This window comes from Actinomadura sp. RB99, assembly GCF_014706005.1.
Lineage (GTDB): Bacteria > Actinomycetota > Actinomycetes > Streptosporangiales > Streptosporangiaceae > Spirillospora.
In genome coordinates this window covers 52,446-72,533 of record NZ_JABMCA010000051.1, presented here as the reverse complement: position 1 = coordinate 72,533, position 20,088 = coordinate 52,446, and the positions used below count along the sequence as shown (strand labels likewise).

Genomic DNA, 20,088 nt, shown 5'->3' with positions numbered 1-20,088 from the left:
CGCGGTCCGGCGGCGGCCGCGGCGGCACGGGCGCACTCGCTGGCGGAGGCGTGCCAGGGCGCGCGGACGCCCGCGCTCGCCGCGACCGCGCTGCCGCCGCCGCTCACCCCGCGCGAACGGGAGATCGTCGCGCTGGCCGGCGCCGGGCTGACCAACCGGCAGATCGCCGAGCCGCTCGTCCTGTCGGTCCGCACCGTGGAGGGCCACCTGTACCGGGCCTCGGCCAAGCTCGGCGTCACGGGCCGCGCCGACCTGCCCGCGCTGCTGCGCCGCGAGCCGTGACGCCGCCGGAGCAAGGGGGCTACGACGGGCCGCTCCCGCGGATGACCGCGGGCCCGTGGCCGTACCAGCGGTGGATGGCGCGCCGGAGGGCCCGGGAGTCGGTGAAACCGACCCGTGTCGCGATCGAGTCCACGCTCAGCGACGTCTCCCGCAGCAGCCGGTCCACCCGGCGCCGCCGGAGCCGCTCCAGCTCTTCCCGCCAGCTCGTGCCTTCCTTGTTCAGGCGGCGCTGGAGGGTCCGTGGACTCATGCCCAGCCGGCGGGCCACCTGGTCCAGCCCGGGAGGGCCGTCGGCGACCGCGGATTCCAGGACGGTGTGGAACCGGTCGAGCCAGCCCAGGACGGGCCGGGCGGCCTCGATGGACAGCCGCGCGTGCCGGTCCAGGATCGCGGCGAGCGCGGGGTCCGCCCGCGGCAGCGGGACGGCGATGTCGGCTTCGGCGAAGGTGACCGACGGGTGGTCGGCGTCGATGACGCGTTCGGTGTTGTACAGCTCGGCCGAACGCCCGGACGCGATGGACGCGAGGTCCGGGAGTCCGACGCACAGCGGTGCGAGCCGCCGCCCGGCCGCCGAGCTCGCCACCATGAGCAGCATGTGCGGGACAAACTCCGCGATCAGCGGGTATTCGGGAAGGTCGCGGTAGGGGCCGCGCCAGCTGACCGTCAGCGCGCCGCCGTCGCGGGTGACGCACAGTTCGTCGGAGGGGTCGGCGATGGCCGTGAAGTGGCGGGCGGCGGCGCGGAACCCCTCCTCCAGGGTGCCGGAAACGGGGAAGAGGTAGTCCCATACGCCCAGCGCGCCCGGCTGCCACAGCTCCATGACCCGGTCGCCGCCGCGCGCGCCCCATGGGAGGCGGGACAACATTTCCCAGACCCGCAGGATGGTCCCGGTGGGAATGCGGATCCCCTCGTCGTTCAGTACGGCGAGCCCGGGAAGTCCGGCGAGTCGCGATCGGTCCAGACCGGCCGCCATGCCCGCCCGCACCAGCAGGCGGGTCAGATGCGGCGAGACCGTGCCCTTCGCGGCACCGATCACCGGCCGGTCCGGTACTGCGCTGTTCGCCATGGGCGGCCTATCTCCCAGATAGGGACGATGTGGTCGGGACAAGACATACCGAGTGGGCAGGCGGGCCGCAACGGGCGTGGCGCCTTCGACCCTCCAGATGGCGCCTTCGGCCCTCCTGGCGGCGTTCCCGGGCTCCCTACCTTCATTGTCCGAACGAGCCCGACGGGGCTGCACGGCAATCAGGAAGGGAACCGATGGAGAACACCCTGTTCGATTACAGCCCGATCGTCGAGCGCGAGCCGATCAGCTGGCCGGACGGCGCCCGGGTCGCCTTCTACGTGGGGCTGAACGTGGAGCACTTCACGATCGACCGGCCCTCCACCAGCATCAATGAGGCGACCGCCGCGCTGGTGCCCGACCCTTTGAACTACGGCTGGCGCGACTACGGGCCGCGCGTGGCGATCTGGCGCGTGATGGACGTCCTCGACCGGCACAGGATCCGGGCGAGCGTGCTGCTCAACGCCGACGTCTGCGAGCGGTACCCGCAGATCGTCCAGGCGGGCAACGCCCGTGGCTGGGCCTGGCTCGCCCACGGCAAGAACAACTCGACGCTCCAGGCCGACGTCGACGACGAGCGCGGCTACCTGACGGCGGTGGTGGAGACCATCGAGAGGGCCACCGGGCGGCGTCCGCGCGGCTGGCTGGGGCCCGCGCTGACGGAGACGTTCCAGACGCCGTCCCTGCTGGCCGAGCTCGGCCTGGACTACGTGCTGGACTGGACCAACGACGACCAGCCGTACCGGCTGAACGTCCCGGGCATGCTGAGCGTGCCGTACTCGCTCGAACTCAACGATCTGGGCATCTTCACGATGCACGGCATGAGCGGCGATGCGTTCGTCCGGATGGTCACCGACCAGTTCGACCAGTTGTACGCCGAGTCCGCCGACAGCGGGCGCGTCATGGCGCTGGCGCTGCACCCGTTCGTCATCGGCCAGGCGTTCCGCGCCAAGTACCTCGACCAGGCGCTGAAGTACATCGCCGGCCACCCGGGCGTGTGGTTGACGACGAGCGATGAGATCGCCGAGCACTACGCCACCACGACCGCCTGACCGGGCGATGACCGGTGAAGCCCGTTCCGGAGAGGCCGTAGGCGGAGTTGTTGGCGATGCGGACGGCGTCGTCATCGTCGTCGTAGGGGATGACGGCGAGGACCAGCCCGAACACCTCTTCCTGCGCGATCTCGCTGTCGGGGTCCACACCGCTCAGCAAGGTCGGGGTGTAGAAGAACGCCGTGCCGGGCGCGCGGCACCAGCAGGCGGGAGTTCAGCGCGCCGGCCTGGCCAGCGTGCAGGCAGATGCCGAACGCGGCGTTCATGGAGACGGCGCGGAGGTCGGCGTCGTCCGCCCTTCAGCACCACCGTGCGGCCCGCCGCCAGCGCGGGGGCGAGCTTCACCAGCGCGAGCTGGACGGGGAAGTTGTAGGGGGTGATCGCGGCGACGACCCCGGCGGCCTCCTTCTCCACCCAGCGGTGGTGCCGCTGCCCCTGGTACTCGGCGTGCCCGAGGTCCTCGGTCAGCGGATGGTCGCGCAGCAGGGCCGCGTAGGAGTGGACGAGGTCCACGGGTTCGAGCTGGGCGCCGTGGGTCAGCATGCGCGGCGCGCCCGCCTCGGCGATGATCTCGTGCACCGCGGGCCTCAAGGTCGCGGCCCACTGCATGGGCGACGGCGCCATCCGCAACGCGATCGAGGCTGGCATCGACTGCATCGAGCACTGCTCCCTCGCGAGCGACGCCACCCTCGACCTGATGGTCGAGCGCGGCATGGCGCCGCTCCAGGCGCTCCGCTCCGCGACCACGGTCGCCGCCGACCTCATCGACGCCGCCGACCGCGGCCGCCTGGAGGACGGCCTCGTCGCCGATGTCATCGCCGTCCCCGGCGACCCGCTGATCGAGGACGTCCGGTTCGTCATGAAGGGCGGCAGGGTCTTCCGCCAAGACGCCGAGGCGGGCTGAGCAGCCGCCCGGCCGGTCACGCGCGAGGTGGTTGCGAGCCGCCCGCGGTGATGACGGCGAAGCGCACGCCCGTCGGGTCGGTGAGAACCGAGAACCGGCCGAGGTCGGTGTCGGCCGGCGCCGACCTCATCCGGGCGCCGAGCTCCACGGCCCGGGCGGTGGCGGCGTCGCAGTCGGCGACCTCGAAGTACGGGGACCACTGCGGGAGAGGGGCGGCGGGCCGGTCGCCGTCCGCGGCGACCGCGGTCGCGACGAGCCGGCCCCCGACCGTCCAGCGGGTGGCGAAACGACCGTCCGCCTCCGTCATCGACCAGCCGAAGACCCGCCGGTAGAAGTGCTTCTCCGCGCCGTCGCGGCAGGCCAGCTCGACGAAGCGGGCGGCCGAACGCTCGCCGATCGGGGCCTGCCCGCCGGAGCGCACCGGCTGCCAAACGCCGAACTCCGCACCCTGCGGATCCGCGAACTGCGCTATCCGCGCCAGGCCGTCGACCTGGGTGGGGTCCACGCGCAGCCGGCCGCCCGCCGCCTCGACGGTCCGCACGCACGCGTCGACGTCGTCGACCCTGAAAGTGCAGGTCCACGACGGCGACTGGGTGTCGTCGGCCAAGGCCGTGACCCCGGCGATCCCCTCGTCGGAGGAGGGCTCGGTGAAGATCTCGTAGTCGCCGAACTCGTCGAACGTCAGCGTGTAGGAACCCCAGCCGAACAGGCCGCGGTAGAACGCCTTCGAAGCCTGAAGGTCAGGGCTGCCCAGATCGATCCACGACTGCGTGCCGTGGACGTCCTGGCTCATGAGCGTTCGCACCGGGTCAGAGCGCACATGCCAGTCACGCTAGGCGCATCAGCGTCATGTGATCGGACAGCCTTGCCTTCGGATCCACAAAGGATGCCCCGATTCGACCTCACCGGGCTCGGGTCACCGGCCGGGCGTCCGGTGCCTCACTGGTCGGGCCGTCCCTCCACGCAGATCAGGGTCTGCTGGCCGGCCGCGACGAGCTTGCGCCGCTCGTCGCGGACCGCGAACACCTCCAGCCGGCACACCGTCAGCGTCCGTCCGGGCCTGAGGACCGTCCCCTCGGCCTCGATGCGCTCCCCTTCGGCGGGCGCCAGAAGGTTGATCTTGTACTCGACGGTCAGCACGGACGTGCCCTCGGGGAACAGCGTGAACGCCGCGTAGCCGCCGGCGGTGTCGGCGATGGCGCTGGTGGCTCCGGCGTGGAAGTACCCGTTCTGCTGGGTCACCTCGGGACGGGCGGGCAGGCTGATGCTCACGCGCCCCGGCCCGATATGGGTCAGGCGGGCGCCGAGATGTCCCATCAGTCCCTGGCGGTCGAAACTGGCCTGGATGCGCGCCCGGACCTCGGCGTCGGCCTGGTCCTGCTCCATCTGATCTTTCAACGTTCTCCTCGGCGGACGTCACGAGCCGGCATTGGTGCCCCCGTATCGATCTTGGACGCTACAGCCCGTTCGACCCGGTTGGCCCCGCAAGCTCCCGGAGAGTCGTCGTATCGGTTCCGGCGGCGGACTGTCGGTGGCGGACTGTCGGACTGTCGGTGGCGGCTGCGTGGGTGGCCGGATGGCGACAGGGGGCGGTTCTCGGAGGAGGCGCCCGAACTGGCCGCCTCGGTGCGGGCGCGGTTCGAGGCGGCGAAGCCCCATGTCCTCGCGACGGTGCGCAAGGACGGGAGGCAGCGAAGCCCCGTGCCCTCACGACGGTGCGCAAAGACGGTTCGCCGCGGGCGAGGGGTTCGAAGGTCGACTTCATGGGCGGGGACCTCTCATTCGGCTCGATGCCGCGCGCGGCGACCTCGCGCCGGGGCTGGTCTTGCCAGGGAGTCACACCGGCGTCTGGGCGGCATGACCGTCGCCGTGGAGGGGCGGTCAGGGCTGCATGTGCCAGTCGCCGGGGAGGGTGTCGCGCACGGCTCGGAGCGCTTCGGGGGTTCGTGTCCGGACCCAGATCCAGGCTCCGGCGTGGTCGCAGATCAGCGCGTCGCGGCCGTGGAACCAGCGGACCGGCGGGCCTTTGGGGTCGGCCCACATCGGGTAGTCGGGGACGGCGAGGCGGGTGTAGCAGCGCTCGATGATGCCGGGATCGGCGTCGCCCGCCTCCCGGTTGTCGTGGTCGTCGCCGTCGGAGCCGAACAAGGCCTCGTACAGCACCATCTCGACGCAGGCGACGGAGAAGCGGTCGAGGAACGGCCGCCATGGTTCGGGCGCGGAGTAGGTGCCGTCGAGCTGGAAGATCACCGGCGGGTCCGACAGGCGGAGGTCTTCGACGGGGACGCCCCACCGGGCCACGCCCTGGTTCTCCAGCCGCCAGACGAGGGCCCGGCCGGTCTCGTCGTAGTGCAGTTGGTCAGGGCGGAGGAGGCAGTCCTGGTTGCTGGTGAGGTCCTCGCGTCCGCCGAGCAGTGCGAGCGCTTCTTTCAGCGCCTCCGGCAACGGCGTCTCGAGCCGTTGCTCGGCGGCGGCCAGTTCGTCTCGGTACCGGCCGTCGTCGCCGGTGAGGGGGGTCGACCATGCGGCGGCGAACCCGCGCAGGAAGCGCCATGCCTGGGCGCGATCGCGGCAGGCGGCCGCCACCTCGCCGACGACGTCGAATCGCTCGGACACCCCGCCGACCCTAGAGCCTGCGCGGATACCCGGCGCCGGGAAGACGGACACTCGACTTGACACCACCCTTACCAGTGGCGACGCTCTGCTTTTGGTGTCTCTACGTACCGTGACGATATGGCCAGTGCCGTCACACACCAGCAGGTCATCGACATCGCGACCCGGCTGTTCGGCGAGCTGGGGTACGACGGGGTCTCCCTGAACCTGATCGCGGACGCCCTGGGCACCAGCTCCACGACGATCAACGAGGTCGCGGGCGACAAGCGCGCCGTCTACCTGGAGGTGACACGCCAGGCGTTCGAGAGCGAGCACCGCATGATGGAGGCCGTCGTGTCCCGCGCGGAGCCCGGGCAGCGGGCCCTGCACCAGATCGTCGACGCCTATCTGGACTTCCACCTGACGCATCCGCAGGTCCGCGCGCTGTGGGCGCACCGCTGGGTCGCGGACGCCGCGGACATCTCCGAACTCGAGGATCGGTACGCGCGCCCCTTGCTGACCATGGCCGCGCGCAAGATCCGCGATGTGGTGCCGCCGGACGTCAACGCCTATTACCTGCTCGGCACCATGGTCTGGTGCGTGCACGGTTATCTGGGATCGGGCGTGCTCGAGCGCTCCAAGGGGATGCGGAGCCCGGACGATCCCGAGGTCGTCGCCTCCTTCCGCGAGCACCTGCATGTGCTGATGGAGCGGCTGCTGATCCCGCAGGAGCTCGTCCCGCCGCGCGATTGGGGCTGAGCCGCGTCCTCTCGGCGTTCGCGGCCGGGGCGGCCGGTCTCGCCGCAGGGCTCCCCAAGGGCGATCCGGCGATATGGCGCTCACAGGGCCGCCAGGTCGATCGCGTTCGCTATGGCCTGGTAGCCGGCGTCGTTGGGGTGGAGACCGTCCATGAAGACGTAGCCGGGGCGGGGCATTTCCGCGTCGGCCGGGTCGGACATCGCACGGTCGGCGTCGATGACGGCGTCGTACTCATGGCTGGTGCGGATCCAATGGTTCAGCTCTTGGCGGAGCTGCTCCGCCTTCGGTGTCCACAAGGGGAACAGGGCGCCCTTCATCGGGAGAACCGTCATGCCGACGGCCTTGACGCCGTGGGCGTGGGCGGCGCGGATCAGGGCCCGGTGGCCGTCGATCAGCTGCCGCGCGGTCACCTGCGGGTTGGGGCGCACGCAGGGATCGTCCACCTGCGGTGCGCCGATGTCGTTCGCTCCCAGGTGGACGATCACGGTGCGGACGCCGGGGCGGCCGAGGACGTCCCGGGCGAACCGGGAGGTCCCCTTCTCGCCGCCGCAGGGCGAGCTGTTCAGGAGCTTGTTCGATCCGATGCCCGCGTTGACGACTCCGAGCGGGCGGCGGGAGGCGATGAGCCGTTCCTGGAGGTCGTCGGGGAACCGGGCGTCCGCTTCCTTGGTGGCTCCGACCCCGTCGACCAGGGAGTCCCCGAAGACGACCACCGAGCCGCGCGCCGGTGCGCCCGCCACCTCGACGCCGGTGAGGTAGTACCAGGAGGACGTCGCCTCCTTGAAGGCGTCCGCGCCGACGTCGTTCAGGTGGCCGCCGGCAGCAAGGAACGAATCGGTCTGGGCGAAGCGGTGGAAGGTGGCGGGGCCGGTCGGGGCGGTGAGGCGCAGGGAGATCGCGAGGCGTTCCAGCGGTGACGTGGACAGCGCGATCGGGTCGCTGACGAACTCCTTTCCGGGAGGGATCACCGCCGTCGCGGCATGGGAGAAGGTGACCGGGGTGATGGTCTTAGGCCACGCCACGGCGCCCCCGGCGGATCTGCCGGCGGTCGCGCCCGCGATCCGCAGCGGCTTCGTCCCGAAGGCGTTCGACAGCCGGACGCGGATCCGGGTGCCGCCGATCCCGACCCGCACGACCTGCCGCACGGTCTGGTCGGCGAACCCCCGCGTCGACCAGTTCGGCCCGGAGTCCTCGTTGCCCGCGATGGGTGCCTGCGCGGCCGCGCCCCAGCCGCTCGTCCACCGTGCGTTCGCCGCGGCGGCCTGGTTCGACCGTGCGGAGACCACGTGATGGGACGTCGGGGCGGCCGCGATCCCGGCGGCCGCCAACGCGGCGACGACCGGTACGGCCACAACGATCTTGACGAGCCGGGTTCCGGAGAGAGGAAGGTCCATGCCGTCGATCCCACCGGTCAGGGGCCTGCTCCCGCATCACGGCGAGCAACACTCTTTCGGGTATGGCTGCCCCTACCCGTGCGGACTCCGCGCTCGGCCGCCCGCTCGCGCCGCGAACCCGGGAAGGCACCGGCCCGGTGGGGTTCGTCCACGCGACGCGTCGCCGGTGCGGCCGGCTCAGGTTCGGGCGTCGCTGTTGCTGAGGGAGAGCAGGATCATGGCGTCGTGGTCGGAGGTGCCCGGTTCGGCCTGGTAGACCGACATGCGCTGGCGGTCGGCGTCCAGGTGGAGGACCTCGAAGTCGAGGGTGAAGGTGCCGACGCGCGGGTGGTGGAAGGTCTTGCGGTCGCCGCGCCGGGCGTGGACGTCGTGCCGCTTCCACAGCGCGGCGAACTCGGGGTCCGCGCCGTTGAGCTCGTCTATGAGCGCGGTCAGAGCCGGGTCATCGGGGTCGGTGGCGGTCAGGCTGCGCAGTTGTGCGGCGCTCGTGCTGGCCGCCTTGTCCCAGTCGGCGAGCAGGCTGCGTGCGGCGGGATGCAGGAAGACGTAGCGGATGGTGTTGCGGCGTTCCGGCGGCCACTCGTCCATTCCCGCGAACAGCGCGAGCCCTTCGGGATTGGCCGCGAGGATGTCGCTCGTCCGGCTGAGGACGTAGGCGGGGCACGGACGGAGCTGCTCCAGCATCCGCAGCACCCCGGTGCGGACGACGGGACGTTCGGGAACCGGGGACCGGGCGGGCGGGACGCGTCCTGCGGCATGGTCGGCGAGCGCGAGCAGGTGCGCCTGCTCCTCGGTGTCCAGCCGCAGCGCGCGCGCCAGCGCGTCCAGGACGGCCGGGCTGGGGTTGGTCTCTTTCCCCTGTTCCAGGCGGATGTAGTAGTCGATGCTCACTCCGGCCAGCGCGGCGAGTTCCTCCCGCCGTAGGCCGGGGGTGCGGCGCAGGCCCGGGCCGGCGGGCAGGCCCACGTCCGTGGGGCGCAACCGGGCGCGGCGGGCGCGCAGGTAGTCGCCGAGCGCGCTGCTGGAGGGCACGCGCCCAGTGTGCCAGCCGCCCGTTCCGCGTGGGTGGCCGTGTCACTGCCAGGAACACCACCGCCTTCAACCGGGAGTCGCCCGGGAGCACCGTGGATCCGTCTTCGATGCTTCGAACTTCTCCCGAGGAGTCGCTCTGATGATCAGTACAGAGGTCGTCCCGCCCTCTGGCGGGGCGGAGCAGCGGCGGGTCTTCGGCGGGCGGTTCGTCACCGCGGTGTCGCTCGGCTCGGTGCTGAACCCGATCAACTCGTCCGTCATCGCCGTCGCGCTGGTGGCGATCGGGGAGGCGTTCGGTGCCGGTGCCGATCGAACCACCTGGCTCGTCTCGGCGCTGTACCTTGCGACCGCCGTAGGGCAGCCCACCATGGGCCGCCTGGCCGACCGGCTCGGTCCCCGCCGCGTCTACCTCGCCGGCACGGCCCTGGTCGGCGCGGGCGGGCTGCTCGGCTGCCTGGGCTGGTCGCTGCCCGCCCTGGTCGTCGCCCGCGTGGTCATCGGTCTGGGGACCTCGGCGGCCTACCCGGCCGCGATGGCGATGGTGCGCCGCCGGGCGGAGCGGCTGGACGGCGGCACCCCGGGCGGCGTGCTCAGCGCCCTGGCCATCGCCGGGCAGGTGAGCATGGCGGTGGGCCCGCCGCTGGGCGGGCTGCTGATCGCCGCCGGCGGCTGGCGGATGACGTTCCTGGTGAACGTCCCGCTCGCGGCCGCCGGCATGGCCGCCGCGCTGGCCTGGCTCCCCAAGGACGGCCCACGCGACACCGGCGCCTCACTGTGGCGCGCACTCGATCCGGGCGGCGTGCTGCTGTTCGCCGCCGCTCTCACCGCGCTGCTGGTGTTCCTGATGGACCTGGGCGCTCCCCGATGGTGGCTGCTCGGCGCGTCCCTCGCCTTACTGGCCGCGCTCACCGCCTGGGAACTGCGCGCCCGCGCGCCGTTCATCGATCTGCGGATGCTGGCGCACAATCGCGCGCTCACCACCACCTACGTCCGCTATGGCGTGACGATGCTGGTGACCTACTGCTTCGTCTACGGGTGGACGCTGTGGCTGGAGCAGGCCACCGGCCGCTTGGCGTCGGCCGCGGGGCTGCTGATGCTGCCGTCGTTCGTCGTGGCCACCGCCGTCTCCGCGTTCGCCGCCCGGCGCCGCGTCTGGCCGTCCCTGGTCGCCGGAGCGGCGGCGCTGAGCCTCGGCTGCGGCGGTCTGCTCCTCCTCGACCGCCGGACCCCGCTGTGGGCGTTGCTGCTCGTCAGCGTCGTGTTCGGCGTGCAGAACGGCCTCAACATCGTCACCAACCAGGCCGCCATGTACGCCCAGGCGCCCGCCGAGCAGACCGGTGCGGCCGCCGGACTCCTTCGCACGTTCATGTACCTGGGGGCGATCACGTCCGCCGGCATGATCGGCCTCGCCTACGGCCGCCGCGCCACCGACGCCGGGCTCCACCACCTCGCCGCCGTCCTGACGGTCGTCGCGCTGGCGCTCCTGGCCGTCACCGCCGTCGATCGCACCCTCGCCAAGAACGTCAAATGACCTCGCCAAACGGAAGGCGATCGATTCTCCCTGAAAGGAATCGCCCGCGAGTTCGGTGGTGTTTGCACGCGAATCCCGGCGGGCACGTCGAATTGGTCAGCGGCCTCCGGACGGGAAAGCGCCCGTCCCGGCGACACCGAGCGATGAGGAGGCGCCGATGACCGGCCTTGACCGGCAACTCGTCTTCGCGCTCAAAGACGTGCACGCGCTGGAGCAGCACGTGCAGGCGGTGCTGAGCGAGGCCCTGACGACGGTGGCGGACGAGCCGGAGCTGTGCCGTCCGCTCGGCCACTTCGCCGAGCGCGCCCACTTCTACAACAGGGCGATCGAGGAGAGATTGCACGCCCATGGCGCTTCCCCGTCCATCGTGAAGGACGCCGGAATGCTGTTCGCGTCGGTCGCGGAAGCGGCGTTCGGCCCGGGGCACCGCGCGGGTGCCGCGAAGTACCAGCGCGACGCCTACTCCGCCGTGCATCTGCAGATCGCGGCGGGCGAGCTGCTGCGGCGCCTGGCCGAACGCGCCGGGGACTTGGAGACCGCACGGGTCGCCGGTGGGATGTGCGACGACGGCCATGAGATAGCCGACCAGCTGTCGGGAAATTGGGATCTCGCCTTGGAGGTCGCCCTTCGCGGTCACGGTTTCGGCCGCCCTCGGCACCACGGAAGCGACCCGTGACGGCAAGGCCGAGGCCATATCGGCACGCATGCATCCGAGATGTCGTGGTCTGAAGGACGAACCAACCATTTCTTGCGCGTTCTTGACCACGATGTGGTCTTCATCGAGTCGCCGCCGCCATGCGCCGCCCGGAGGGGGCCTAAAGCCCACGTCGAGAGGCGCTCACCCGGGGTGAGCGCCTCTCGACGGTCTTCGCTTGTCGGGTCACTTGAGGATCGGGAGGCGCTCGACCAGGGGGATCTTGGCCCACCAGCGGCCCAGGCCGAGGGTGTCGCCGGCGCTGACCAAGGCCAGGCCGATGATCACGACCGCGTAGATCAGGTGGTCGTCCATGAACAGGTTGTTGGCCGGGGGCAGGACCGCCGACCACATCATGACCAGCAGCGCCGCGCCGCCCGCCGCCGCGATCCGCATGCCGATCCCCAGGACCAGGGCGGCACCGACTCCGGCGAGCCCGATCATGAACAGCCAGTCGGCCCAGGCCGCGCCGGCGATGTCGTGGTAGAACCCGGCGAACGGGCCCTTCGGAGAGAACTTCAGGAACCCCTCGGTCGGGCTGCCGCCCTCGGTCCACGCCTTGGCGGCCGGGGTCTCATGCCCCAGCCCGAACAGCTTGTCCAGGAACGCCCACAGGAACACCCAGCCCAGGGCCAGCCGCGCGACCGCCCACACGTACCGGGCCGCGGACGACTCGGTCAGCGGCTCGGGGGCCACCACCCGCACCAGCGCGTGGTGCCCGTGCCGGGTGCTCATCTTGTGCTCGGAGACCGCCATCGCGTCTCACCTTCCATCGCATCGCCTTTTCTCTATCCACCCCGAACTCAACACCTCGGCAAACACGCACTGTAGGACCGTTCGGCGCATGATCGACGGGACCTAGGTCCCGCTTCCCGGCCGTTTCCACGGCCGCTGGATTTCTGTTCTCCGGCCATGGACCTTCGTGGCCGGCGGGACGTTCGTCCCGGTGATCGCGGGACTTCCGGTGCCTGTGAGGCGGCCCTCTGGCCGGGTAGCGTGCGTGTCATCACCACTGACTCGAGGGAACGATCACTATGACGGGGTCGGACGACCAGAACGCGCGGGGCACGAGGACGATCCGGGTGTTCCTGCTGGACGACCACGAGGTCGTCCGCCGCGGGGTCGCCGCCCTGCTGTCCGCCGAGGACGACATCGAGATCGTCGGCGAGGCCGGAACCGCCGAACACGCCCTGGCGCGCATTCCCGCCGCCCGGCCCGACGTCGCCGTCCTGGACGTCCGCCTCCCCGACGGCGACGGCGCCGAGGTGTGCCGCGAGATCCGCTCGCAGATGCCGGAGCTGGCCTGCCTCATGCTCACCTCCTTCGACGACGAGGACGCCCTGTTCGAAGCCGTCATGGCCGGCGCCGCCGGCTACGTCCTCAAACAGATCCACGGCTCGGACCTGGTCGGCGCCGTCCGCACCGTCGCCTCCGGCCAATCCCTCCTGGACCCCCGCAGCACCGCCCGCATGCTCCAACGCATCCGCGCCCGCCAAGAAAAGCAAGACCCCCTCAAAGACCTCACCGACCAAGAACGCCACATCCTCGAACTCATCGGCGAAGGACTCACCAACCGCCAGATCGGCGAACGCCTCTTCCTCGCCGAAAAAACCGTCAAGAACTACATCTCCAGCATCTTCACCAAACTCGGTATGAGCCGCCGCACCCAAGCCGCTGCCCTCGCCGCCCAACTCAAAGCCGACACCGACAAAAACCACCGCCACCACAGGTGAACAGCCACGCCGCACCCCCGGCCGGCGAGACGAAGGATGTCGGGCTCCGGTCCCTGACATCCCGTGACGAGCCTCAGGTCCTGCCGGCGATTGAGCGCGGGTTCCGAATCCGCAAGCCCAGCTGGACCTTCCACATCGCCTCGGCCAGAGCGTGGAACTGGTAGAGCAAGCGGCGCAGTACGGGGAGATCACCGGCGTCCGCGGTCGCGACGGCGTGCTCGGCGACGATCGTCAGGCGGTTGACACGGCAGGCGAGGAAGTGCGCGAGGGCTTCGCGCCGGACGCTGCCCGAGAACGCGTCGAGCAGGACCGCCTCGGCGGCGTCCAGTTCGCTGAGCACTTCGGTGGTGGCGGCGCGGACGTCGGTTCCGGTGCCCTTGCCGTTCCGGGCGAGGAGCTTCAACCGGGCGAGGGCGGGCAGGCAGCGGCGATGACGTTCTCGTAGGACGTCCTCAAGGGTGGTCGCATCCACGGCGGTGGCGCTCATGCCTCCACGATCCCGGCGACGGGCCGAGCCCCCGTAGGGCGGGAGGTCCCGGTCCGCACGACGAAGGTCCCGAAGTTCGCGACCGGTCGGGCGCGGGCGCCCATCGGGACATTCGGACCGTAGGCCCCTCGGCCGAAGGACCAAGGTCCCTGGGCGGTGATGATCGCCGGGGCCATGGTGGAGGGGCAATCCGAGACGGGGCGGTCTCACCGGGCGTCCGGGACGGGCCGTCCACCCGAGTCCTCATCAGGAGAAGCCATGCCACGCCCAACCCGGGCCACTGCCGGAGCGGCGCACGCCCACGAACCGGTCCGGGCGGTGCTGACCCTCGCGCCCCCGCGCGGTGACGGCGGGGCAGCGGCCCCCTTCCGGTCATGACCGGGGCGCGAACGTCCGGGGAACCCTCGATGCAGGATCCGCTGGCGACCCCCGAGGGCGTCCGGCGGCTGGTCACGAGCGCGACCGCGGCCCCGTCGATGCGCAACACCCAGCCGTGGCGGTTCGTCCTCTCCCGCGGCACGCTCGAACTGCACGCCGACGCGTCGCGGCGGCTGCCGGCCATCGACCCGCGCGGCCGCTCCATGACGATCAGCTGCGGCGCCGCGCTGCTGAATGTGCGCCTAGCCATGCTCACCACAGGCCACCGTCCCGACGTGCGGATTCTCGCCGGAGCCACGCACGACTCCACCCTTCTGGCCGAGATCCGGACCGGCCCCCGGGTCACCGTCCCGACCGCCGAGCGGCGCCTCTACGCGGCGATCCGCGCCCGCTATGGCAACCGCATGCCTTTCGCCGCCTGGCGCGTCCCGGACGACGTGTGGGCCGCCCTGGCCGCCGCCGCCCGGACTGAAGGCGCCGAGCTGTGGCCGGTCGAACGCCACGCCGTCCCGGAGCTGCTCGACCTGGTCGGACGGGCGGAGCGGCGCCTGGAGTCCGACCCGGCCTACGAGGCGGAACTCGACCGGTGGACGTGCGACCGGCACCCGCAGCTCGCGGTGCTGATGACCCGCGGCGACGGCCCCGCAACGTGGCTGAGCGCGGGGCAGTCGCTGCACCGGGTGCTGCTGACCGCGACCGATCTCGGTGTCGCGACGAACCTGCTCACCCAGCCGCTGAACGTGAGGGACATGGACCGCCGCGCCGCCGCCCCCCGCTACGACACGGGGCGCCGCATCCAGGCGATCGTCCGTGTCGGGTACGGGCCGAGGGCGCCGTCCACTCCGCGTCGTCCCGTCTCCGACGTGCTGGAGACCGCCCCGCCCGACATTCGCGGCTGACCCCGCCCGCGCTCCCCCGACTCGCACCAGCGAACGCCGGACCCGCACCAGCGAACGAAGGAAGACAGCACCGTGCTCTCCCCCCGCAACGCCGAGATCGTCCAGGCGACCCTGCCCGCCGTCGCGGCGCACGGCGCCGAGATCACCGGCCGGTTCTATGCGGCGATGTTCGCCGCGCATCCCGAGCTGCGGAACCTGTTCAACCAGGGCAACCAGGCCAACGGCGAGCAGCGCCAGGCCCTGGCGGGCTCGGTCGTCGCGTTCGCCCGGCGGCTGTGCGGGCCGGACACCGCGGCGGCGCCGCAGCGGCTGCTGTCGCGGATCGCGCACAAGCACGCGTCCCTCGGCGTCCGGCCCGAGCAGTACACGATCGTCGGCCGCCACCTCATGGACGCCGTGACCGACGTGCTCGGCGACGCGGTGACGCCGGAGGTGCATGCCGCCTGGTCGGAGGTCTACTGGCTGTTCGCGACGCTCCTGGTCGCCGAGGAGGCCCGGCTCTACCAGGAGGCCGGCTGCGATCCCGCGGCGGAGTACCGGCCCTGGCGGGTGACCGAGCGCCGCGACGAGGCCGAGGACGTCGTGTCGTTCGTCCTGCGGCCCGCGGACGGCGGGGAGGTCGTCTGCCACCGTCCGGGCCAGTACGTGTCGGTGGCGGTCGACCTGCCCGGCGGGCTGCGGCAGCCGCGCCAGTACACGCTGTCCCGGGCGGCGGACGGTGTCTCAATGCAGATCACCGTCCGGCGGGTGCGCGGCGTCGCCGGAGCCCCCGACGGAGCGGTCTCAACTCACCTGCACCGCACCCTGAAGACCGGCGACGAGCTTCTGGTCGGGGCACCGTTCGGCGACGTCGTCCTGGACGACGGCTCCGATCCCCTGGTCCTGGTCAGCGGCGGAATCGGGATCACGCCGATCGCCGCGATGCTGGACCATCTCGCTGCGACGCACCCGGAACGCCGCGTCATCGCCCTCCACGCCGACCGCTCCCCCGCCGCGCACGCGCTGCGCGTCCAGACCGCCCAGTCGGCCCGCTGGATGACGGAGCTGGACGCCATCGCCTGGTACGAGCAGCCCGACCGCCCGAGCGGCGACCAGGTCATAGCCGGACGCATCGACTTCGACGCCCTGCCGGTGCGCGTCCCCGCCAAGGCGCGCGCCTACCTGTGCGGCCCCATCGCGTTCATGCGGGACGTCCGGCACGGCCTGCTGAAGGCCGGTGTGAGCGACGAGCGCATCCACTACGAGGTCTTCGGGCCCGACCTGTGGCAGCAGAACGACTGACGAGACGAGCACGACGGCGGCCACCGTTCCTCCTTGAGATCGCCGGCCCCGGCGCACCATGATCTACTTGGCCGGGCACGTCGAGACGGGAGGCCGCCATGGGCAAGGCGTCGGGCAAGGTCAAGCGGCTGCCCCGCGACGTCTACGAGCGGGAGCTGGCCCGGCTCCAGACGGAGCTGGTGACGCTGCAGGAGTGGGTGCGCGCCGAGGGCGCCCGCGTCGTCGTGGTGTTCGAAGGGCGGGACGCGGCCGGCAAGGGCAGCACGATCAAGCGGGTCACCGAGTACCTCAACCCGCGCGTGGCCCGGATCGTGGCGCTGCCCGCGCCGACCGACCGTGAACGCACCCAGTGGTACTTCCAGCGCTACGTCGAGCACCTGCCGGCCGCCGGCGAGATCGTGCTGTTCGACCGGTCCTGGTACAACCGGGCGGGCGTCGAGCGGGTCATGGGCTTCTGCACCCAGCAGGAGTACACGCGCTTCCTCCACCAGTGCCCGATCTTCGAGCGGCTGCTCGTCGAGGACGGCGTTCTGCTGCGCAAGTACTGGTTCTCGGTCAGCGACGCCGAGCAGGAGCGGCGCTTCCGCAGCCGGCTGGAGGACCCGATGCGCCGGTGGAAGCTGTCCGCCATGGACCTGGAGTCGATCACCAGGTGGGAGGACTACTCGCGCGCCAAGGACGAGATGTTCGTCCACACCGACATCCCCGAGGCGCCGTGGTACGTCGTGGAGAGCGAGGACAAGCGGCGGGCGCGGATCAACATGATCGCCCACCTGCTGTCGACGATCCCCTACCACGAGGTGGAACGCCCGCCTCTGGAACTGCCCCCGCGTCCCGCCCCGAAGGGCTACGAGCGGTCGCCGCGGGAGATGCAGACGCAGGTCCCCGACCACTCCGCGACCTTGGGCACCGGCCGCTGACCGCTGGCCGCTGGCCGCACCGCGGAGCAGGCGCCTCCCGGAGTCAGATGAGCGCCGAGCCGTTGTCGCCGGGGTGCAGCCCGAGGGCCATGGCCGCGTCGTGCGAGGCGACACCGTTCTCGCCCGGTATGCGACGTCCGGAGAGCATCTCCGGACGCAGCCGGACGAACTGGTCGCGCTGCCCCGGCGCCCAGGCGCGCAGGTCGAGCCTCTCCAGCGCGGCGATCTCGCCGGGCGCGGAGACGCGGCGCGCCGGGCCGATCGCGACCACCGACCAGCCGGTCCGCGCGCCGGCGTCGAACGCGTCGATCTCGAAGGCGACGATGGCGCCGCTCGCAGCGGTGGCCAGCCGGGAGGTCCGCGACGTCCGGAACACGACGTCGTCGCCGTGGAGGACGTAGTTGACCGGTTGGATCGCCGGCAGGGCGTTGTGGGTGAAGACGATCCGGCCGACCTCGGCGTGCCGCAGCAGATCCCGGCACTCGTCGGGACCGAGGATCTCCAGACCACTGCGATCGAGTTGCATTCCTCCACCATGCTCGGCCCGCGCGGGCCCGGTCAGGGCCTAAGGTCCCGACTCATGGACGCTCGTGGCGCGCCGGGCGGCGATCGCCGCCGGGCAGGCCCGACCAGGGGTCCTCGCGCCGCCAGACGGTGGGAAAGTGCAGCGGGACGCCCTGCTCGGCGGCCAGCGGGCCGATGATCCGCATCGTGGCGTCGAGGTCGTCTCCGAGACGGGGCAGGGCGCGCAGCGGCTTGTCGAGCGGCCGGAAGAAGTCGTCCCAGTGGACGAGGACGACCCTGCGCGCCCCCACAGCCTCGACCGTCTCCTTCCAGTAGGCCCGGACGTACTCCTCGTCCTGGAGGCCGAGCTGGCCGACGCCGAGGTAGGCGACATCGGCGGATCGTCCTTCCAGGGCGCCCGGGACGAAGCCCGCGCTCCCCTGGACGAGAGCGGTACGGCCGCCGGCGTGCCGCAGGAGCAGGGACCACGCGTCGCCGCACCGGTAGGCCGACGCCCTGACCGGTGGGGCGACGGGGCCCGTGATCGAGCCGGGGTACCGGTCGGGCGGGCAGTGCCTGGATTCGACCAGGGTGAGGGTGAAGGCCCCGCACGTGATCGGTTCGCCGGGCGCGGCCCGGACGATCTCGTCGTCGGGGAGGCCGCCGCCGCGTCCGATGTGGGCGGCGGACGGGCCGCCGACCAGCCGCGCCCCGGTGCGGGCGGCGACCACCGCCGAGTCCATGGCGTGGTCGAAGTGGGTGTGCACGGGCACGACCGCGTCGAGCGCGGCCACGCCGGCCCGCGTGAGGGCGGCGTCGATGCGGCGGCGGTCCGGGGCGATGCGCCGCAGCCCCACCGCCGCCGGCGACGGGCGGGAGAAGAACCCGTCGGTCATGACGGCGGAGGCCCCGTCCGCGAAGAGGAGGGTGGAGACCCCCAGGAAGGTGACCGACAGGCCCTCGCCGGCCCCCGGCACGTCGAACCGGTCGGCGTAGCGGGAGATGTCGGGGCGACCGAACCGCGGCTTCATGGGGTGACCCTAACGGCTGGCCGGGGTCGAGCCGGGACAGTGATCTGACGGGCTTTCAGTTCGGGTTCCCTGGCACTAATCTGACGGATAGTCAGAAATGGGTGGCCGGCGGCCGCCCGTCCGGTCGGCTCGCGGAGGCAAGATCCCGATGGAAGCTCACACCCCGCCCGGCGCGCCGCTCGCCGGGATCCGGATCGTCGAGGCGTCGATGCTCGGCCCCGGCGCCGCCACCACCCACCTGGCCGACCTCGGCGCCGACGTGATCAAGGTCGAACCGCCGCGCGGCGACTACCTCCGCGAGACGACCTGGCCGCTCGTCTCAGGGGTGTCGCTGATGCACCTGCACATCAGCCGCGGCAAGCGCAGCATCGTGCTCGACCTGCGCACCGCCGAGGGCCGGGAGGTGTTCCTCGACCTCGCCAGGGGCGCGGACGTCGTCGTGGAGGCGATGCGGCCGGGCGGCCTGGAACGCCGGGGCGTCGGGCCCAAAGAGCTCGCGCAGGTCAACCCGCGGCTGGTGTTCTGCGGCATCTCCGGGTACGGCGAGACCGGCCCGTACCGCGACCTGCCGAGCCACGGCGTCGCCTTCGACACCTGGGCCGGGCTCGTCCGCCCGGAACCGACCGCGGACGGCCACTGGGCGATCCCCGAGCACCCCTCGACGGGCATCAACGCCGGGCCGCTGTTCGCCGCCCTCGGCATCCTCGCCGCGGTCATCCGGGCACGGGCCACCGGCACCGGGGGCCGCCTGGAGGTCGCCCAGTCGGACGCGGCCGCGTCGATGGACTGGCTGCGCAGCGAGACCTGGCGGGCCTACGAGCGGCCCGAGAGCGAGGTCACCGGCAACAGCGCCGACGGGTTCCGGCGCCGCGAGCCGGGGACGGCCGGCATGCGCGACGGGGTGCGGTACCAGTTCTACGGCACGGCGGACGGCCACATCCTGCTCATGGCCTCCGAACGGGAGCTCTGGCGCAACTTCTGCACCGCCGTCGGCCGCCCCGACCTGTTCGAGCGGCACCCGGGCTCGCGCTACGCCGACCACGCCGTCGGCGACACCGTGCTGCGCGACGAGCTGACGAAGATCTTCGCCGGTCGCGGCAGCGCCGAGTGGATCGCGTTCGGCGGCGAGCACAACGTGCCGATCGCGCCGGTGAACACGCCCCGGACGCTGGCCGACGACCCGCAGTTCCAGGAGCGCCTGCCCTGGTTGCCGGCCGAGCGGCTCGGCACCGACCAGCTGCCGAGCCCGATCAGGTTCGTCGGCGAGGAGCGCCGGATCCCGGCCCGCGCGCCCGCCCTGGGCGAGCACACGGAGGAGATCCTGCGCGAGGTGCTCGGCTACGGTCCGCCGGCGATCGCGCGGCTGCGCGAGTCGGGCGCGCTGGGCTCGCCGGACGGGGCGGAGAAGGCGGAGGGGGCGGGCGCCGCAGGGCCGGGTCCCGCAAGGCCGGGTTCCGCCGCGGAGGGCGGCTGACCGCTCCGGGAGACGGCCGATGTTGCCTATTGCACAAATCTGACGCCCCATCATATTGTCGCTTCCACTGCGTCCTTG

At 72.0% G+C, this 20,088-nt stretch carries 22 protein-coding genes and 1 pseudogene; 11 read left to right on the top strand and 12 right to left on the bottom strand.

Annotated features, from left to right (window positions below):
* Positions 1-282, top strand: a 282-nt coding sequence (locus amrb99_RS34435) for a helix-turn-helix transcriptional regulator (RefSeq protein WP_190864123.1), incomplete at its 5' end; no start/stop codon positions are given.
* Positions 283-301: 19 nt separating this feature from the next.
* On the opposite strand, the gene amrb99_RS34430 is transcribed toward amrb99_RS34435, so the two are convergent.
* The gene (locus amrb99_RS34430) at positions 302-1,348 is read right to left on the bottom strand and encodes an AraC family transcriptional regulator (protein WP_190864122.1); all 1,047 of its coding nucleotides are present in this window, start codon (positions 1,346-1,348) and stop codon (positions 302-304) included.
* A 194-nt stretch (positions 1,349-1,542) separates the two neighbouring features.
* Between amrb99_RS34430 and amrb99_RS34425 the strand changes: the two genes are divergently transcribed.
* Entirely contained in the window at positions 1,543-2,397 is an 855-nt protein-coding gene (locus amrb99_RS34425; protein WP_190864121.1) for a polysaccharide deacetylase family protein, read from the top strand.
* A 70-nt stretch (positions 2,398-2,467) separates the two neighbouring features.
* Here amrb99_RS34425 and amrb99_RS51675 read toward each other — a convergent pair.
* Positions 2,468-2,545: pseudogene (locus amrb99_RS51675) on the bottom strand (hypothetical protein); the annotation flags it as partial.
* Positions 2,546-2,550: 5 nt separating this feature from the next.
* Entirely contained in the window at positions 2,551-2,976 is a 426-nt protein-coding gene (locus amrb99_RS52720; protein ID WP_206700215.1) for an aldehyde dehydrogenase family protein, read from the bottom strand.
* Here amrb99_RS52720 and amrb99_RS34415 point away from each other — a divergent pair.
* Complete coding sequence (locus amrb99_RS34415; RefSeq protein ID WP_190864120.1) at positions 2,963-3,301, top strand: hypothetical protein; 339 nt, start codon at positions 2,963-2,965, stop codon at positions 3,299-3,301. The genes amrb99_RS52720 and amrb99_RS34415 overlap by 14 nt on opposite strands.
* A gap of 16 nt (positions 3,302-3,317) precedes the next feature.
* Here amrb99_RS34415 and amrb99_RS34410 read toward each other — a convergent pair whose 3' ends face one another.
* The 3 genes from amrb99_RS34410 to amrb99_RS34400 form a co-directional block, all read right to left on the bottom strand.
* On the bottom strand, positions 3,318-4,094 hold the full coding sequence (locus amrb99_RS34410) for a VOC family protein (protein WP_190864118.1): 777 nt from the start codon (positions 4,092-4,094) through the stop codon (positions 3,318-3,320).
* Positions 4,095-4,240: 146 nt separating this feature from the next.
* Entirely contained in the window at positions 4,241-4,699 is a 459-nt protein-coding gene (locus amrb99_RS34405) for a PaaI family thioesterase (protein WP_206700214.1), read from the bottom strand.
* A 483-nt stretch (positions 4,700-5,182) separates the two neighbouring features.
* Positions 5,183-5,917, bottom strand: a complete 735-nt coding sequence (locus tag amrb99_RS34400; protein ID WP_190864116.1) for a hypothetical protein — start codon at positions 5,915-5,917, stop codon at positions 5,183-5,185.
* Positions 5,918-6,034: 117 nt separating this feature from the next.
* Here amrb99_RS34400 and amrb99_RS34395 point away from each other — a divergent pair, with 117 nt between their 5' ends.
* On the top strand, positions 6,035-6,652 hold the full coding sequence (locus amrb99_RS34395; protein WP_190864115.1) for a TetR/AcrR family transcriptional regulator: 618 nt from the start codon (positions 6,035-6,037) through the stop codon (positions 6,650-6,652).
* 80 nt (positions 6,653-6,732) lie between these two features.
* Here the strand turns inward: amrb99_RS34395 and amrb99_RS34390 are convergent, their stop codons facing one another.
* The gene (locus amrb99_RS34390) at positions 6,733-8,046 is read right to left on the bottom strand and encodes an SGNH/GDSL hydrolase family protein (RefSeq protein ID WP_190864112.1); all 1,314 of its coding nucleotides are present in this window, start codon (positions 8,044-8,046) and stop codon (positions 6,733-6,735) included.
* 177 nt (positions 8,047-8,223) lie between these two features.
* Complete coding sequence (locus tag amrb99_RS34385; protein ID WP_190864110.1) at positions 8,224-9,078, bottom strand: helix-turn-helix domain-containing protein; 855 nt, start codon at positions 9,076-9,078, stop codon at positions 8,224-8,226.
* A gap of 139 nt (positions 9,079-9,217) precedes the next feature.
* Here amrb99_RS34385 and amrb99_RS34380 point away from each other — a divergent pair, with 139 nt between their 5' ends.
* Together amrb99_RS34380 and amrb99_RS34375 are read left to right on the top strand one after the other, a co-directional pair.
* Positions 9,218-10,609, top strand: a complete 1,392-nt coding sequence (locus tag amrb99_RS34380; RefSeq protein ID WP_190864108.1) for an MFS transporter — start codon at positions 9,218-9,220, stop codon at positions 10,607-10,609.
* Between the two features lie 157 nt (positions 10,610-10,766).
* Positions 10,767-11,285: a DUF892 family protein gene (locus tag amrb99_RS34375; protein ID WP_190864106.1), complete on the top strand. Its 519-nt coding sequence runs from the start codon at positions 10,767-10,769 to the stop codon at positions 11,283-11,285.
* A 204-nt stretch (positions 11,286-11,489) separates the two neighbouring features.
* On the opposite strand, the gene amrb99_RS34370 is transcribed toward amrb99_RS34375, so the two are convergent.
* Positions 11,490-12,038: a DoxX family membrane protein gene (locus tag amrb99_RS34370; RefSeq protein WP_190864130.1), complete on the bottom strand. Its 549-nt coding sequence runs from the start codon at positions 12,036-12,038 to the stop codon at positions 11,490-11,492.
* Positions 12,039-12,337: 299 nt separating this feature from the next.
* Here amrb99_RS34370 and amrb99_RS34365 point away from each other — a divergent pair, with 299 nt between their 5' ends.
* Entirely contained in the window at positions 12,338-13,036 is a 699-nt protein-coding gene (locus amrb99_RS34365; RefSeq protein WP_190864104.1) for a response regulator transcription factor, read from the top strand.
* Between the two features lie 73 nt (positions 13,037-13,109).
* Here amrb99_RS34365 and amrb99_RS34360 read toward each other — a convergent pair whose 3' ends face one another.
* Positions 13,110-13,523 (bottom strand): hypothetical protein, encoded by a 414-nt coding sequence (locus amrb99_RS34360; RefSeq protein ID WP_190864102.1) that lies wholly within the window; start codon positions 13,521-13,523, stop codon positions 13,110-13,112.
* 407 nt (positions 13,524-13,930) lie between these two features.
* On the opposite strand from amrb99_RS34360, the gene amrb99_RS34355 reads away from it, so the two are divergent.
* The 3 genes from amrb99_RS34355 (at position 13,931) to ppk2 (ending at position 17,001) form a co-directional block, all read left to right on the top strand.
* Complete coding sequence (locus tag amrb99_RS34355; RefSeq protein WP_190864099.1) at positions 13,931-14,800, top strand: hypothetical protein; 870 nt, start codon at positions 13,931-13,933, stop codon at positions 14,798-14,800.
* Positions 14,801-14,872: 72 nt separating this feature from the next.
* A complete protein-coding gene (locus amrb99_RS34350; protein WP_190864097.1) occupies positions 14,873-16,081 on the top strand; it encodes a globin domain-containing protein in 1,209 nt (402 codons plus the stop codon).
* A 98-nt stretch (positions 16,082-16,179) separates the two neighbouring features.
* The gene (gene ppk2 / locus amrb99_RS34345) at positions 16,180-17,001 is read left to right on the top strand and encodes a polyphosphate kinase 2 (RefSeq protein WP_190864095.1); all 822 of its coding nucleotides are present in this window, start codon (positions 16,180-16,182) and stop codon (positions 16,999-17,001) included.
* Positions 17,002-17,044: 43 nt separating this feature from the next.
* On the opposite strand, the gene amrb99_RS34340 is transcribed toward ppk2, so the two are convergent.
* A complete protein-coding gene (locus amrb99_RS34340; protein WP_190864093.1) occupies positions 17,045-17,527 on the bottom strand; it encodes a pyridoxamine 5'-phosphate oxidase family protein in 483 nt (160 codons plus the stop codon).
* Positions 17,528-17,579: 52 nt separating this feature from the next.
* Positions 17,580-18,536 carry an MBL fold metallo-hydrolase gene (locus amrb99_RS34335; protein WP_190864091.1) on the bottom strand — a complete coding sequence of 319 codons (957 nt, stop codon included), beginning with the start codon at positions 18,534-18,536 and terminating at the stop codon, positions 17,580-17,582.
* Positions 18,537-18,684: 148 nt separating this feature from the next.
* Between amrb99_RS34335 and amrb99_RS34330 the strand changes: the two genes are divergently transcribed.
* Complete coding sequence (locus amrb99_RS34330; RefSeq protein ID WP_190864088.1) at positions 18,685-20,010, top strand: CoA transferase; 1,326 nt, start codon at positions 18,685-18,687, stop codon at positions 20,008-20,010.
* The last annotated feature ends 78 nt before the right edge of the window (positions 20,011-20,088 follow it).

Bases quoted from the DNA above. Each gene is read 5' to 3' on its own strand.
- amrb99_RS34410 (WP_190864118.1), bottom strand. From the start codon at position 4,094: ATGAGCCAGGACGTCCACGGCACGCAGTCGTGGATCGATCTGGGCAGC.
- amrb99_RS34330 (WP_190864088.1), top strand. From the start codon at position 18,685: ATGGAAGCTCACACCCCGCCCGGCGCGCCGCTCGCCGGGATCCGGATC.
- amrb99_RS34425 (WP_190864121.1), top strand. From the start codon at position 1,543: ATGGAGAACACCCTGTTCGATTACAGCCCGATCGTCGAGCGCGAGCCG.
- amrb99_RS34375 (WP_190864106.1), top strand. From the start codon at position 10,767: ATGACCGGCCTTGACCGGCAACTCGTCTTCGCGCTCAAAGACGTGCAC.
- amrb99_RS34395 (WP_190864115.1), top strand. From the start codon at position 6,035: ATGGCCAGTGCCGTCACACACCAGCAGGTCATCGACATCGCGACCCGG.
- amrb99_RS34335 (WP_190864091.1), bottom strand. From the start codon at position 18,536: ATGAAGCCGCGGTTCGGTCGCCCCGACATCTCCCGCTACGCCGACCGG.
- amrb99_RS34430 (WP_190864122.1), bottom strand. From the start codon at position 1,348: ATGGCGAACAGCGCAGTACCGGACCGGCCGGTGATCGGTGCCGCGAAG.
- ppk2 (WP_190864095.1), top strand. From the start codon at position 16,180: ATGGGCAAGGCGTCGGGCAAGGTCAAGCGGCTGCCCCGCGACGTCTAC.
- amrb99_RS34415 (WP_190864120.1), top strand. From the start codon at position 2,963: ATGATCTCGTGCACCGCGGGCCTCAAGGTCGCGGCCCACTGCATGGGC.
- amrb99_RS34370 (WP_190864130.1), bottom strand. From the start codon at position 12,038: ATGAGCACCCGGCACGGGCACCACGCGCTGGTGCGGGTGGTGGCCCCC.
- amrb99_RS34340 (WP_190864093.1), bottom strand. From the start codon at position 17,527: ATGCAACTCGATCGCAGTGGTCTGGAGATCCTCGGTCCCGACGAGTGC.
- amrb99_RS34380 (WP_190864108.1), top strand. From the start codon at position 9,218: ATGATCAGTACAGAGGTCGTCCCGCCCTCTGGCGGGGCGGAGCAGCGG.
- amrb99_RS34360 (WP_190864102.1), bottom strand. From the start codon at position 13,523: ATGAGCGCCACCGCCGTGGATGCGACCACCCTTGAGGACGTCCTACGA.
- amrb99_RS34390 (WP_190864112.1), bottom strand. From the start codon at position 8,046: ATGGACCTTCCTCTCTCCGGAACCCGGCTCGTCAAGATCGTTGTGGCC.
- amrb99_RS34365 (WP_190864104.1), top strand. From the start codon at position 12,338: ATGACGGGGTCGGACGACCAGAACGCGCGGGGCACGAGGACGATCCGG.
- amrb99_RS34355 (WP_190864099.1), top strand. From the start codon at position 13,931: ATGCAGGATCCGCTGGCGACCCCCGAGGGCGTCCGGCGGCTGGTCACG.